Here is a 14,784-nt window from a genome sequence, read left to right on the forward strand (position 1 = left end):
TGGGATAAATTATTTGAATGAAGGAGGATATTATATGACAAACAAATCATTAGAAAATTACATGCTGAATGAAAACGATTTTCTTCCAGAAAATTATCATGTCGAAGACAGCGAAAAACTAGAACTTCTGAAACAATTGGGGGCACTCATTACAGACCGCAGAGACAAGCCCAGTCCAGAGTCCATTACAGAAAATGATCCGGAAGTCTGGGCGCTTGATATGATTATGAGCAAAGAGGAAGCACGATTTATGCTATCCTTTGAAAAGAAAAGAGTAAACTCTTACTCCGTAGAACAACTGGCTGAGAAAAATAACATATCCGTGGAGGAAGCACAGGAATTCTGTGACAAGCTCTGCCACACAGGTATTCTGGAGTTTGACAGAGAAACAGAGGATAAAAGCAAACGCTATTTCATTCCAAAATTTGTGGTCGGCTCCGGTGAATACATGATGATGAATAAAACTCTGATTGAAGAGCATCCCCAGATGGCTACATTATTCAACATTATGTCGCAGGCAGGAGGCCCGGTCGCTGATAATGTTCCGCCCGGCGGCGGTGGGACGGGGATGCATGTTGTTCCGGTAGAAAAGGCTATTCCGGCTGAAAGCAAATCTGTCTCTGTAGAACATCTCTCTCACTGGCTAAAAAAATATGACAAATATGCATTAGAAGTATGCTCCTGCCGCAGACAACAGAGTATACGCGGAGAAGGCACCGGTGATATTGAGGGCGATTTCTGCATTGCTCTTGGTGACATGGCAGAATATGTTGTAGAGTCTGGCAAAGAGGCACATTACGCTACATATGAAGAATGTATGGAAGTTTTGGAACGCTCCGAGAAAAAAGGATTCGTTCATCAGATTGTAAATATTGACGGTGAAGACAAAGTAGTCGGCATTTGTAACTGTGCACCGGGTGTCTGCAATGCGATCCGTTCTTCACAGTTGTTTAATACGCCAAATCTGTCCGCGTCTGCATATCGTGCCCATGTCGAGGCTGATAAATGTGTGGCCTGTGGAAAATGTGTTGAAGTGTGTCCGGTAGGTGCCGCAAAACTGGGACAAAAATTATGCAAAAAAGATGGTAATGAAATTACATATCCGAAAGCCTTACTGCCGGATGAGACTCCGTGGGGTGTCGATAAATGGAATTTTAATTATCGGGATGATGCCAAGATTAATTGCTATGAAACCGGTACGTCCCCATGTAAGACTGCATGTCCGGCCCACCTTGCTGTTCAGGGCTATGTGCAGCTTGCCGGAGAAGGAAAATACATGGATGCGCTGAAACTGATTAAGCAGGACAATCCATTCCCGGCAGTCTGTGGCGCAATATGCAATCACAGGTGTGAAGACAGATGTACAAGGGGAACGATAGACCAGCCAGTTGCAATCGATGAGATAAAGAAATTCATCGCTGCCCAGGAGCTAAAAGCAGAAGGACGATACATTCCTGACTGTGAAAATGACGAGGGCAGGCAGTGGGGCGATGATTATAAGATAGCTGTTATAGGCTCTGGCCCGGCGGGTCTGACCGCAGCCTATTATTTGCGGACAAAAGGATATACAGTAACTGTATTTGAAAAAGAAAAGGAACCGGGTGGAATGCTGCGTTATGGAATCCCATCTTTCCGTCTGGAAAAAGATGTAATTAATGCAGAAATTGAAATCATCAGGACAATGGGGGCTGAAATCCGCTGTGGTATTGAAGTTGGAAAAGATATTACGCTGGACGAACTGCGCGCAGAAGGCTACAAAGCTTTTTATGTGGCAATTGGCATGCAGGACGGAAGACTGGCCGGAGTGCCGGGAGAAGATGCAGAAGGTGTAGAAACAGGCGTCGATTTCCTGAGAAGGGTGAATCTTGATACCTCACAGAAACTTACTGGAAAGACGGTAGTTGTCGGCGGCGGTAACGTGGCTGTAGATGTGGCAAGAACTGCACTTCGCGCAGGCGCCGGGGAAACGATTATGGTCTGCCTGGAAAGCAGGAATGAAATGCCGGCATCTGTGGATGAAGTGGAAGAAGCAAAACAAGAAGGAATTCAGATTGAAAATGGCTGGGGACCAAAAGAAATTTTAACGGAAAATGGGAAAGTCACAGGTATCGTATTTAAAAAGTGTATTAGCGTTTTTGACGCAGAACACAGATTTTGTCCGCAGTATGACGAAGAAGAAGTCATGACCATTCCATGTAGCAATGTACTGATGTCCATCGGACAGAAGGCAGAGTGGGGTAATATTCTTGATGGTTCTAAAGTCATAACGCGCTCAAACGGGACTGCCGAAGCAGATCCTGTCACACTCCAGACTGCAGAAGAAGACATTTTTGTAGGCGGCGATATCAGTCATGGTGCAAGATTTGCTATTGATGCAATTGCGGATGGAAAAGAGGGCATGGTAAGTATCCACCGCTTTGTACATCCGGGACAAAGTCTGACGATTGGAAGAGATCGCCGGGAGTTCATCGAACTTGACAGAGATGATGTTCTGATTGAATCTTATGATACATCGAAACGGCAGAAACCTGCAATGCAGGAGGGAGAAGCCGTAAAGACATATAAAGATATGCGTCTTTTGCTCACCGAAGAGCAGGTAAGGGCAGAAGCAAAAAGATGTCTGCATTGCGGCGCTACAACTGTAGATGAAAACCGTTGTATCGGGTGTGGACTCTGTACGACAAAGTGTGAGTTTGATGCAATACATATATCCAGAGATCTTCCAGAAAATTCACAGATGTATAGTTCAGAAGAAGGTATGATGAAAGCCGTAATGCCATATGCAATGAAGCGTAAGGAAATCATCATGTCTAAAATGAAACAGAACTAGAATGTTTGGGGAAAAAATATGCATGAATTAGGAATTGTCACATATGTGGCAAAGTCTGTGAGTAAAATTGCAGATGAAAACGACATTCAAAAGATTGCTGAAGTTACATTGCAGATCGGTGAGGTCTCCGGGATTGTAGGGGAATACTTAATAGATTGCTGGAATTATTTCCGAAAAAACTATACGGTTCTAACAGATGCTACGCTGCAATATGAGACATTATCAGCAGTTACTTATTGTGAAGAGTGTGGGAAAGAGTATGAAACAGTCCAATATGGGCGCATCTGTCCAAATTGTGGAAGTGAGAAGACATACTTACTCACCGGAAATGAATGTATGATTAAGGAACTCAAAATATGTGAGGTTTCATTCACATAAAATATTTACGGATAAGAAGGAGAGCTAATGTCAGACTTAAAAATAATTGAAGTGAAGAAAAGCGTTTTTGCAGATAATAATGAGGACGCAGGCTTACTGAGAGATCAATTGAAACAGGAGAATACATTTCTATTAAATCTCATGTCTTCTCCGGGATCAGGAAAAACAACTACGCTTCTTGCGCTTGCAGACAAATTGAAAAAAATTAAATGGGGCGTCATGGAAGCTGATATCGATGGTGCTGTTGATGCAGAAACTGTGATAAACGCAGGCATACCATCTGTTCAGATTCATACGGGAGGCATGTGTCATCTGGATGCAGATATGACACGGCAGGGGCTCCGGGAGTTCGGTCAAAAAGATCTCGAACTCATTATTCTGGAGAATGTAGGGAACCTTGTCTGCCCCGCTGAATTTGATACAGGTGCCGTAAAAAACATGACCATACTTTCTGTTCCGGAGGGGCATGATAAACCATTAAAATATCCGCTTATGTATGAAAAGTGCCATCTGCTTGTAATCAATAAGATTGATGTAATGGAATACTTTGATTTTAATAAAGAAAAAGTGGTTGAATATGCCAAAAAAAGAAACCCGGACATTGATATCATCTTTATCTCAGCCAAGACCGGTGAGGGTGTGGATGAACTTGCGGATTGGATTTTAAAAAATGTGAAAGAATGGTGTGAATAGGAGGAAAGTTCCCACAGGCGAAAAATATTTTTAGATAACGGAATCTTTTTGGCCCGTACAACAATAGGACTTGTACGGGCCTTTTTTGAACAGATTCCTTATATTACCGTTACGGCATTCTGAAATGTGAGTGATTCAAATATAATCTTCCCATCCCGGATACGCTGTGTCAACACTCCTGCCTGCTTTTTCGCCCTGTGCTGGAAAGCGATACAGCCCAGTTCTGCGACTGCTTCTTTTACTGTAATTTTTGCGGAAGAATCGGTAAGGGCATCAATTCCCGTACCGGCATTTTGGACCAGCCCCTCACAATAACGACGGATGTCCTCTTTTCCTTCTATCGGACGTTCACACAGATTACAAAGTACAATCGCATCATCCGCATAATCTGATGCTAAAGCATCAATATCATGCTCCTTTAAATTTGCAAAATGCTTTTCCATAACCGCCATTGCCTCTTCATTTCGCGGAAACGGGTGTGCCTTTATACCCAGAGACGGCATGCTGACTGCCGTTTTTGCATAGCCACTCACGTAAACCGCTTTTCCGTCTTCTACCATATAGGTAAAAGAAGCAAACGATGAAAATGGAGGGAGAGAGGCCACAAGGGTTATATAATTCTCTGTACTCTGACGGTACAGGAAGTTCAGTTTCTCAACGGCATGTTCTATATCCATCCCCAGCTTAACTGCAAATGATAAAGAATTACGCATTACACTTATGAGGGTATCGTGCCCCATCGTGCGGGTGCGGCCGTCCAGACGGGTAATTGCAACCAAATCTTCAGAATAATCGGACAATGCTTCGTCCAGATTCGAATCTTTTTTCATATTCATCATAGAATCAATATGATGAGTCATTAATTCCTCTGCGGTTCTTGACATTTCTTATTCTCCTTATCTCTCGTAAAAACTTACAGATTCTCCTGATAAAAATCAGTAAGTTTTGTAACGGCCTTTCCAACCGGTTCCGGCTGGTCATACAAATCATAGTGGCTGACTCCTTCTAATACCATAAGGTCTTTCTTCTGTGAAGCTGCACGCTTATATAATTCCTGACCATCCCTGTAAGAACCAAAGGCACCCTGCTTATCACCCACAATGATCTGAAGCGGCTGGGTAAGCAGTACGCTGTTTTCCGGCAGCCTCCATCATCTGGATGATATCGCCACAGCTTTCCCTCTGGACACGTCCGATGTTGGCTCCCACTACGGTACTCACTGCCTTGATACGGTGGTCACTCATTGCCGCATTCACCGCATAACCGCCGCCTGCACATACACCCAGCACGCCGATTCTGTTCTCATCTACAAAATCAAGCGTTGTCAGGTAATCTACTGCACAATGAATGTCTGCGACACGCTGAGCGGGAAATTCTGCAAACCGCGGCTCTCCCCCGCTTTCCCCCTGGCAGGATGCGTCAAAGACAATCGTCACATAACCGTTTTCGGCCATTTTTTCGGCATAGATGCCGGCAGTCTGTTCCTTACAGCTGCTCCCGGGATGCACACAGACAATGGCCGGATTCTTTTTCCCTTCAGCCTGCTCCGGTACATTTAAAATAGCGGCGGCCTTATGTCCGCCGACAGGAAACTGAATAACTTTCTTTGTTATTTTCATATAGAAAACCTCCTTTATTGACACTTGCGTGTATTATTACTCTCATGTATAATAACTATAGAATAGATTTCACTGATTCGCAATGACCAGATTCAGGAATCTATGTAGTAATACTCATTTTTTTTAATGTGTGTAATTAGGAGGATGTTTATGAATAAGATAACAGACCGCAGGATCGCCAAATCAGAAAAAGCAATCCAGACAGCCTTTCTCGAGATGCTGCTGGATGTCGGATTCGATGCGATCACTGTAAAAGATATGACGGAAAAGGCCGATATCAGCCGGAAAACATTTTATCTGCATTATCTGGATAAATATGATCTGCTGAATGGGATTGTGGACGAGATGATCAGACAGCTTACAGACCTCTGTGAAAAAAAGAAGGATATGGGATTCGTGGAAGGCACGGTCCTTTGGTTTTACTATTTTGAAGACCATAAGCCCTTTTTTGCCGCTTTGTTTTCAACAGAAAGCACTATCACATTCCGGCACCGCCTGCTTGATTTCATTATGGAGCAGCTGAACCAAAAGCTGGAGGGAGTGCCGGATCAGAAGAATACCGAGGTCCTGCGCAAGTTTATGGCAATGGCAGTCCTCGGCGTTATCGAGTCTTATGTTCTGGATCAGTTCCATGTCGGAATTGAGGAGATAGCGACGCAGGTGGGGGTATTACTGGAACAGATTATTGTGCAGGCGCAGAGCAAGTAAAACAGGAAACAAAATCACCAGATCACCTTTATAAAAAAATTAATATAATAAATGTATCCAGAAACCTTAATTTAAAGAGGTCAAAAAAGTTGTGTACTTTTTTGACCTCTTTTATATTCAGGTTATTCATTTATTTCACAAAGTCATTTTGGGAAGGTAAATCAATACGAAAGGGAAGATGTATTAAAGTCAGGAAAAAGATAAAATAAACTTACAAATTAGAGATAGGAGGTAATACAAAATGAAAATCAAGCTAGGAATCATTGGATTCGGAGGCATGGGAAAATGGCATGCGCAAAATGCCCCCCGGGCAGGAGTTGAAATTGCTGCCGTGTGTGATATTGCTGAAGCGAAGCAGAAAGACGCTGCTGAAATGGGATATAAATTTTATAAGACAGCAGAAGAACTTCTGGAAGATCCTGACGTAAATACAGTTGTACTGACAGTTCCAAACCATCTTCATAAAGAAATGTGTATTAAAGCTGCAGAATACGGAAAACACGTCATCACAGAAAAACCGGCGGCTTTGTCTGTGGCAGAATTGGATGAAATGGAAACCGCCTGTAAGAAAGCAGGGGTTGTATTTACGGCACACCAGAACAGAAGATGGGATCGTGATATGCTCATAGTCAAGAAAGCCTTTGATGAAAAGCTGCTCGGAAATATTTTTACGATTGAGTCAAAGCTTCATTCAGGTAACGGATATATGCATGAATGGCATTTATATCAAAAATATGGCGGCGGCATGATTTATGACTGGGGGGTCCATTTGATTGACCAGATTCTGTTTATGATGCCTGAAGCAAAAATCAAATCTGTCTATGCAGATATAAAAAACGTCCTTCATGAGGAAGTCGATGATTATTTTAAGATCATATTAAAGTTAGATAACGGTATTACGGCCCATATTGAACTTTCCACCTACATTCTGGAGTATCAGCCGAGATGGCTGGCAGCAGGAGATAAAGGAACCATGATTGTAAAATCCTTTGGATGCGACGGAAATATTTACCGGACCGGCAAGATGTTGGAAAAACTGCCTTCACAAATAGTAGAGACAGAAGCAGGCCCGACCAGACAGTTTGCACCAGTCCCGCCAGGAGGGATCGTAAAAGAAGAACTGCCGGAAGTAGATACCGACTGGGTTGATTTTTATAAAAATGTAGATGGTGTACTGAATGGCAGGGAAGAATCTATCATTAAGATTTCTGAAGTGCGCCGTGTGCTTTCAGTCATGGAGGCTGCCCGGCAATCAGCACAAACCCGTGAGGCGATACTTTTTGAGTAAATATTAAAACAATAAAAAATTAGGAGGAGTTAAAATGAGCAAATTAAAAGTGGCAATTATTGGATGTGGAGGTATTGCAAATCAGAAACATTTCCCCGCACTGCAAAATAATACAGAACTGGCGGAAATCACGGCATTCTGCGACCTTATTGAAGAACGTGCGGCAAAAGCAGCAAAAGAATATGGCGCACCGGGTGCAGGTGTTTATACTGATTATAAGAAGCTTCTCAAAGAAACGGATGCAGATGTTGTACATATCTGTACTCCGAATGTTTCACACAGCGAAATTGCAATTGCGTCATTCGAAGCAAAAAAACATGTATATTGTGAAAAGCCAATGTCGCACAGCACAGCAGAAGCAGAGAAAATGATAGAGGCATGGAAGAAGTCCGGCATGCAGTTCACGGTTGGTTATCAGAACCGGTTCCGCCCAGATGTACAGAATCTGCATGCCTCCTGCGAAAAAGGAGAACTGGGGGATATCTACTATGGAAAAGCACATGCGGTCCGCAGGAGAGGTGTTCCGACATGGGGTGTATTCATGGACAAAGAGCAGCAGGGCGGCGGTCCGTTAATTGATATCGGGACACATGCGCTGGATATTACTCTGTGGTGCATGAACAATTATGAAATAGAAAGTGTAACAGGTTCTGTATTTTACAAACTGGGAAATCTGCAGCAGGCAACAGAAGGGAACCTGTTCGGGCCGTGGGATCCTGATACCTTTGAAGTAGAAGATTCCGCTATGGGATACATAAAATTGAAAAACGGGGCAGCCATTCATCTTGAGGCAAGCTGGGCAATTAATATGAAGGAATCCAGAGAAGCCTCTGCCACATTATGTGGTACAGCTGCCGGTGCCGAGATACACTCGGGAATGAGTTATTCCAAGAACGAACTGATCTATAACCGGGGAAGAAACGGGCAGTTAATGGAAGAAACATTGTCATCTGTCGGAGGCGTGGCTTATTTTGGCGGCGGCGGCGGTGAAGAGGGAACCATTGACTGCAGACAATGGCTGAATGCGGTAAAAAATAATACACAGCCGTTGGTAAAACCGGAAGAAGCCCTGACCGTAACGAAAGTTCTGGAGGCAATATACCAGTCAGCTAAAGAAAATAGGGAAATTAAATTTTAAACACGGGAGGTAAATGTCAATGGCTTTTGCAATGAGAATAAATTTTGTAGATGTAGTATGTGATAACAGCTTGAAAAATATCTTTACAAATGGTAATAAAACTGGATATCAGTTCGATATCAGACTCAGCTATTACAGGGGACATTTTCTATCCGTGATTGACGAACTGAAAGTGAAAGTTGACGGGCAGGAAGTTCATGAAGATAACATTAAATTCTGTATACATGGAAAAGAGTTTGGTATATGCCAGCTTCATGATCTCGTGTCAGAATTCTGGACAATCACGGAACCGGCAACAATAAAAGTTTTTAATGATGGTGGATTAGAACCGGGAGAGCATGAAATTGATGTCACATTAATGTTCCATTCCCCTTATATGCCGCTTAGTGATACAGAATATATGCCGATCGACAGCTGCGGGATCAAGAAACTGATGCTTGCAGAATTTTGAGAAGGGAGAAAAAATTATGAGTAATATTAAACTTGGTATTACACTCTATTGTTTTACACGAGAATACTGCAGAGGAGAGATGTCGCTGGAGGATTGCATTCGTAAGGCAAAAGAAATCGGAGCAGAAGGATATGAAATTGTTGCTACACAGATGATTCCATCGTATCCCTATATCAGCGATAAGTTTCTCGGGGAGATCCAGGCAATTTCACAGTATTATGATATCAAACCTGTCAGCTATGGAGCCAATATGGACCGTGGAATGAGAGGCGACCGCAACCTGACAGAAGATGAAATGCTGCAGATGGCCATTAATGATGTGAAGAGTGCCAATAAAATGGGGTGTAAGATTATGAGAGAACAGTTTCTCTTAAGTCCCGGTGCAATGGCAAGACTGGCCCCGTATGCAGAAGCTTATGATGTTAAAGTTGGTATCGAAATACATAATCCGGAAACTCCCAATACACCAATTATGAGAGAATATCTGGAAGTTTTTGAAAAGACCGGGTCAAAATATCTGGGCTTTGTACCGGATTTCGGGCTTTTTGCTACCAGACCCAATAAACCAATGTGGGACGAAGCGTTAGAAGCCGGAACACCATTGGAAATCTTAGAAATGGCAAAGGAAATGAGGCTGAATGAAGTACCACTGGAAGAAGCAATGGGCCGTCTAGCAAAGGCCGGGGCAACGGGTCCGGCCTTTGGCGCCCTTCAGGGAATGTACGGATTTGTACAGTTCAGAAAAGACTGCACAGCAGAACTGGAAGGTCTGAAAGAAATAATGCCATACTGTTTCCATATGCATGGAAAATTCCACTATTTAAGCGAAGATCTGCAGGAAGCGAGTATTCCATATCATAAAATTATGCCGGTAATTGAAGAATCTGACTTTGAAGGATATATTGTTTCGGAGTATGAAGACCATGCATCAGGAAATGCAGTTGAAATGACCAGAAGACATATTGCCATGATGAAAAAACTACTGGGAAGATCATAATAAGATAAAAAACTATAAATTCTTGACAAAAAAGCATATGGGATAGTGCCATATCTCATATGCTTAAGGATGAAAAACAACCTCGTATTCATATTAATTCCTTAAAATATATTTTGTCAAGACAATATTGGGAGGATTTAAATGGAATCAAAGAAGAGATTATCGAAGGGTACACTTTTTGCATATGGGTGTGGTGATTTTGCCAGTAATTTATGCTGGACCTTTATTGGAAGCTATCTGAGCGTTTTCTATACAGATGTAGTAGGTATGGCTCCGGCGGCGGCATCTGCTATTATGTTGATTGCAAAAATATGGGATGGCGTCAATGACCCGATGTTTGGGGCAATTGCTGAACGTACAAATACAAAGAAAGGAAGATTCCGCCCTTATATATTTTATGGAAGTCCGTTTCTGGCATTGTTTGCGGTTCTAGCATTTACTACTCTGGGGACCGGAAAAACAGCAATCGTATGGGCAGCTTTTACTTACATAGCCTGCGGCATGCTTTATACAGTAGTAAATTTGTCTTATGGATCTCTGTCAACCGTTATGACAACAAATCCGGAAGATATCGCACAACTGACCAGCTGGAGAATGATGGGAACAAATATCAGTTCTGTTTTTATAAATGCCGTGAGCGCGCCGCTGTTACTTAGGTTTTCTGATGGTTCTGCTACGTATACTGCTGCCGGATATACAAAAGTAGCCATTATTTATTCAATCTGTGCGCTTCCACTTTTCTATTTTGTATATGCAAAATGTAAAGAAACAATTATACCTGCTGCAAATGCGACAAGAGTGCCAGTCTCTAAAAGCATTAAGTCTGTACTTAGCAACAAACCACTCATGCTGATTTTCGCAATTCAATTTTTAGCAATGACAGCATTCTTTGGGCGCATGGGTGTTATTGTGTATTATCTGATATATAATGTACAGCGTTTTGACCTAATTTCTTTATTCATGTCACTGCCTTCCTTATGTACTGTAATCGGCATTATTGTAACAAAAAATTATATTATCAGAGTAGGAAAGAAAAAAATGTGTGCCATTGGATACATTGGCGCAGGATGTTCCCTTATTGCCATTTATATTGTCGGAAGAACGATTGGGTATACGAATATACCTGTCTTACTTATACTGCACGCATTATATGGATTCTTCTGTTTCTCTTTCCCGATTCCTATGGCGATGATTCCGGAAGCCATTAATTATCAGGAAGAAAAAATGGGGATTCGGGCAGATGGAACTTCTTATGCAACGGTATCCTTATCAACTAAATTTGGTTCTGCGATCGGAGTGTCCGGAGCATTGCTGATAATGGGGGCTACAGGTTATATAGCTAATACAGAACAGAGTGCTTCAGCATTAGCTGGAATTAACCTGACAGTAAACCTTGTATTTGGCATCTTGTTCCTGCTGTGTCTCCTGCCATTAAGGCTTTACCCATTAAACGAAGAAAAAAATGCTGCAATCAGAGCAAAGCTGGATGAAAGAGCCAAAAAAACAATAAATCAATAAAACATATTTCATGGAAAAGTTGTGGACAGAATAATGTTCATGACTTTTTCCAGTGTCAGAATTTCTTTACAAATTGCAGTAAGTACTTTAATCTTATCATATAGATATATATGGGTACGGGAGGATACTATTTTATGGATGGGTATGCAAGGAAAGAAAAACTCAGGATACAAATTCTGAACAGAGCAGAAGAAGATGAGCACTTTCATCAAGATTTTGAGCTTTTATATATACTGGAAGGAAACCTGACAGTAAAAACAGGTGAAAAAACAACACATATGACGGAAGAAGATATTCTGGTCCTTAATGCAAATAAAAAGCATAGTCTGTCAGGATCGGATAACATTTTATTCGTTAAGCTTCTGATCAGCTATGAGCTGATCAGTGACGTATATCAGAGTCTGGATATTATAATCTGGTGTGATTCTACACGAGATGAAAGCGAAAGTTTTGAAGACCTCCGTATAGTCTTGAAAAAGCTGCTTTCCCAGTATCTGAATACCCGGGGCAATACCGCTGACTTTGGACATATTTCACTCTGCTATCGAATCATGGAGATTCTAACCGTAAATTTTCTGGTCAGTTCACTGAATAGAGACAATATGTCGGAAAAGGACCGGTTTGAGAGCCGGATACTTCAAATCAACAATTACATACGGTCTAATTACAATCAGCCAATTAGTCTGAATGATCTTGCCGATAAGCTCTACCTCTCAAATGGTTATCTGTCACGTTTTTTTAAGAAAAATTTTGGAATGAGTTTTGCAGAGTATCTGGCTAATATCCGTCTGTATCATGCAGTGGACGAGCTATTGTATTCCAATGTTCCAATTACCCGGATAGCTTATGATAATGGTTTTGCGAGTGTTGCTATTTTTAATAAGTCCTTTAAAAAGGCATATGGAGAGACACCTTCTGTATTTCGTAAAAAATCAAAAGAACAATTACTGGAAAAAGATAAAGCGGAGAGCCTTAATGCCGTAGAAAAGCGTCTGGAAAGTTTTTTTGCACCACAGAATATAAAACAGAAAAAAAGTCAGTCCAAAAACCTGATATCCGCCTGTTATTCGGTTCAGCATAAAATACAGCTTAAGACCTGTTGGAAGAAGCTTCTGAATGCAGGCCCGGCTGAGGATCTTCTCCGTTCAGAAGTCAGAGAACATATTATACTCCTAAATGAATCTCTTGGTTTCGAATACGTACGATTCTGGAATATTTTTTCAAAGCAGATGTTGATTGATATAAAGAACCCGGATGCTGAATACAATTTTTCCAGACTGGATGGAATTCTCGACTTCCTGATACAGCAGGGGATAAAACCTCTTATTGAACTCGGGCAGAAGCCAAGAAGGATACAGAAAAGTGTACGAAAAGCATTATATTTTGAAGAAGTATCACCGGTATTTACGGAACTGCAGGAATGGCAGATGATAATGGAAGCATTAATGAGCCATCTGATAAACCGATATGGACAGGATCAGGTGGATACATGGCAAATGGAATTGTGGCTGGATGAGCAAATGATAGAAAGAGATAACGATTACAATGATTACTTTACTCTGTTTAATCTTATATCAAAAATAGTAAAAAACTACAGCCGAAAAATTAAACTCGGTGGCTGCGGAATACAGACAAATTTTGCCTTAAACTCTACCGAGAAATTTCTACAGAAATGGAATCAGCAGGAATGCCGGCCGGATTTTATTTCTATTCTGAATTATGCTTATATGAGAGGCGAAGAAGATTTGGAAATGTATTCAAAGCGAAGTACGGATAATGCCTTTCTTTATCATGGTGTGTCATCTGTTAAAAAGATGATGAATGAAGCTGGTATGGAAGATATCAAGCTCTATGTAACGGAATGGAACCTGACGGTCTCTGACAGGAATTATATTAATGATACCTGTTTTAAGGGTGCATATATCATTAAAAATATATTAGATATTTATGGTGAAATTGATGTTCTGGGTTATTTTCTGGGAAGTGACAGGGTATCTGAATATTTTGACTCTAATGCACTGCTTCACGGAGGTACAGGACTCTTGACCAAAGACGGTATTTTAAAGCCTGCCGGATTTGCTTTTGATTTTTTGAACCAGCTATACGGATATTATGTCGGACATAGTCAAAATCACTTGGTTACAACCGACGGACGCCGTGCATACGGTATTATATGTCATAACCAGAAAAAATTGAATTACAATTACTATTTCACTGAGGAGGATAAACTGGAAAAAGAACATATATGGAAATACTTTGAAGACCAGGACGGGATGGAATTAAAAATAGAACTCAAAGATCTAGACAACGGCCTTTATCAGATGAAAACATACCGGATGAACGAGCAGAGCGGAAGTGTACTGAGTATATGGGGAGAAATGGATTATGTTAAGGAGTTATCACGAAGTGATATCAAATATTTCAGAAGGGTATGTGAGCCGAAACTGATGATTCAAAAAGTAGAGGTAAAGAAGGGGCAGGCTGTTCTGGAGGTTCAGTTGGAAGCAAATGAATTTGCTTTTATACGATTTATAAAAATATAAACTATAGATATGAGAGGTGGATATCGATATTCTGGAGGATCGCCTGTTTCTGACCAGCAAGGCCTGCGCCATCTTGAAGAATTCATCAGCATGGCCCGGAAGCTTTCCCTGAACTTATAACTGTTAAAATTTGGAGTTGTGGAGGTAAAAATGGAATTTCAAAAAGACGGATAAAGGCATTTGAAATTGCGAACCGCCTTATAGAAAATGAAATTGCAAGCAAGATATAGGTGATTCGAAAGTTATGGAGGTGAGTAAATGTATTTATCTGAATATTGCGATGTGAATTATGAAGAGACGTATAATGTAGTATTTGTGAAGTGGAAAAAGTTTTGTTGTAAAGGTAATTATAGAAAACCTTTAGAGCATGCATTAGAGGTTATAAAGCAATACAAATGTAATTATGTTGCGGATACCAGAACTGGATTTGAAAACATACCAGAAGATACTAAATGGGTTGCTGACTATTTTATGCCTAAGGCAGTTGAATATGGGTGTCAATGTATCTATTTTATTATTGATGAAAAAAATTCATTGAAAGAAGAACTGGAGGGGCAGGAGAAAGATTCTGATAGCTTGATACAGTTTAAATATATCTTTCAAATAGAAGAAATTCTAAAT

13 protein-coding genes are annotated in these 14,784 nt (G+C 41.1%); 11 read left to right on the forward strand and 2 right to left on the reverse strand.

The annotated features are described in order from the left end of the window. Nucleotides 1-61 precede the first annotated feature (61 nt). Genes A8806_RS23600 through hypB form a run of 3 tightly spaced genes read left to right on the forward strand, consistent with a single transcriptional unit; the run spans nt 62 to nt 3,901 of the window. The gene (locus A8806_RS23600; protein WP_109733634.1) at nt 62-2,830 is read left to right on the forward strand and encodes an FAD-dependent oxidoreductase; all 2,769 of its coding nucleotides are present in this window, start codon (nt 62-64) and stop codon (nt 2,828-2,830) included. Between the two features lie 18 nt (nt 2,831-2,848). After that, a complete protein-coding gene (locus A8806_RS23605; RefSeq protein ID WP_109733621.1) occupies nt 2,849-3,208 on the forward strand; it encodes a hydrogenase maturation nickel metallochaperone HypA in 360 nt (119 codons plus the stop codon). A 27-nt stretch (nt 3,209-3,235) separates the two neighbouring features. Beyond that, nucleotides 3,236-3,901 (forward strand): hydrogenase nickel incorporation protein HypB, encoded by a 666-nt coding sequence (hypB, locus tag A8806_RS23610; RefSeq protein WP_109733622.1) that lies wholly within the window; start codon nt 3,236-3,238, stop codon nt 3,899-3,901. Nucleotides 3,902-3,999: 98 nt separating this feature from the next. On the opposite strand, the gene A8806_RS23615 is transcribed toward hypB, so the two are convergent. Then, nucleotides 4,000-4,785: a nuclear transport factor 2 family protein gene (locus A8806_RS23615; RefSeq protein WP_109733623.1), complete on the reverse strand. Its 786-nt coding sequence runs from the start codon at nt 4,783-4,785 to the stop codon at nt 4,000-4,002. Nucleotides 4,786-4,992: 207 nt separating this feature from the next. Beyond that, the gene (locus A8806_RS23620; RefSeq protein WP_207657878.1) at nt 4,993-5,520 is read right to left on the reverse strand and encodes an alpha/beta hydrolase; all 528 of its coding nucleotides are present in this window, start codon (nt 5,518-5,520) and stop codon (nt 4,993-4,995) included. A gap of 150 nt (nt 5,521-5,670) precedes the next feature. Here A8806_RS23620 and A8806_RS23625 point away from each other — a divergent pair, with 150 nt between their 5' ends. The 8 genes from A8806_RS23625 to A8806_RS23660 all read left to right on the forward strand — a co-directional run. Beyond that, complete coding sequence (locus A8806_RS23625; protein ID WP_109733624.1) at nt 5,671-6,228, forward strand: TetR/AcrR family transcriptional regulator; 558 nt, start codon at nt 5,671-5,673, stop codon at nt 6,226-6,228. Between the two features lie 241 nt (nt 6,229-6,469). Next, the gene (locus tag A8806_RS23630) at nt 6,470-7,516 is read left to right on the forward strand and encodes a Gfo/Idh/MocA family protein (RefSeq protein ID WP_109733625.1); all 1,047 of its coding nucleotides are present in this window, start codon (nt 6,470-6,472) and stop codon (nt 7,514-7,516) included. Between the two features lie 34 nt (nt 7,517-7,550). Next, nucleotides 7,551-8,654, forward strand: a complete 1,104-nt coding sequence (locus A8806_RS23635) for a Gfo/Idh/MocA family protein (protein ID WP_109733626.1) — start codon at nt 7,551-7,553, stop codon at nt 8,652-8,654. A 19-nt stretch (nt 8,655-8,673) separates the two neighbouring features. Beyond that, complete coding sequence (locus tag A8806_RS23640; protein WP_109733627.1) at nt 8,674-9,105, forward strand: C-glycoside deglycosidase beta subunit domain-containing protein; 432 nt, start codon at nt 8,674-8,676, stop codon at nt 9,103-9,105. A 16-nt stretch (nt 9,106-9,121) separates the two neighbouring features. After that, the gene (locus A8806_RS23645; protein WP_109733635.1) at nt 9,122-10,102 is read left to right on the forward strand and encodes a sugar phosphate isomerase/epimerase family protein; all 981 of its coding nucleotides are present in this window, start codon (nt 9,122-9,124) and stop codon (nt 10,100-10,102) included. A gap of 141 nt (nt 10,103-10,243) precedes the next feature. After that, nucleotides 10,244-11,620, forward strand: a complete 1,377-nt coding sequence (locus A8806_RS23650; protein WP_109733628.1) for an MFS transporter — start codon at nt 10,244-10,246, stop codon at nt 11,618-11,620. A 134-nt stretch (nt 11,621-11,754) separates the two neighbouring features. Next, nucleotides 11,755-14,163 carry a GH39 family glycosyl hydrolase gene (locus A8806_RS23655; RefSeq protein WP_109733629.1) on the forward strand — a complete coding sequence of 803 codons (2,409 nt, stop codon included), beginning with the start codon at nt 11,755-11,757 and terminating at the stop codon, nt 14,161-14,163. A 258-nt stretch (nt 14,164-14,421) separates the two neighbouring features. Beyond that, on the forward strand, nt 14,422-14,784 hold a 363-nt coding region (locus tag A8806_RS23660; protein WP_109733630.1), incomplete at its 3' end, for a hypothetical protein.

The organism is Faecalicatena orotica, from assembly GCF_003149245.1.
In the GTDB taxonomy this organism is placed as follows: Bacteria; Bacillota; Clostridia; order Lachnospirales; family Lachnospiraceae; genus Faecalicatena_A; species Faecalicatena_A orotica.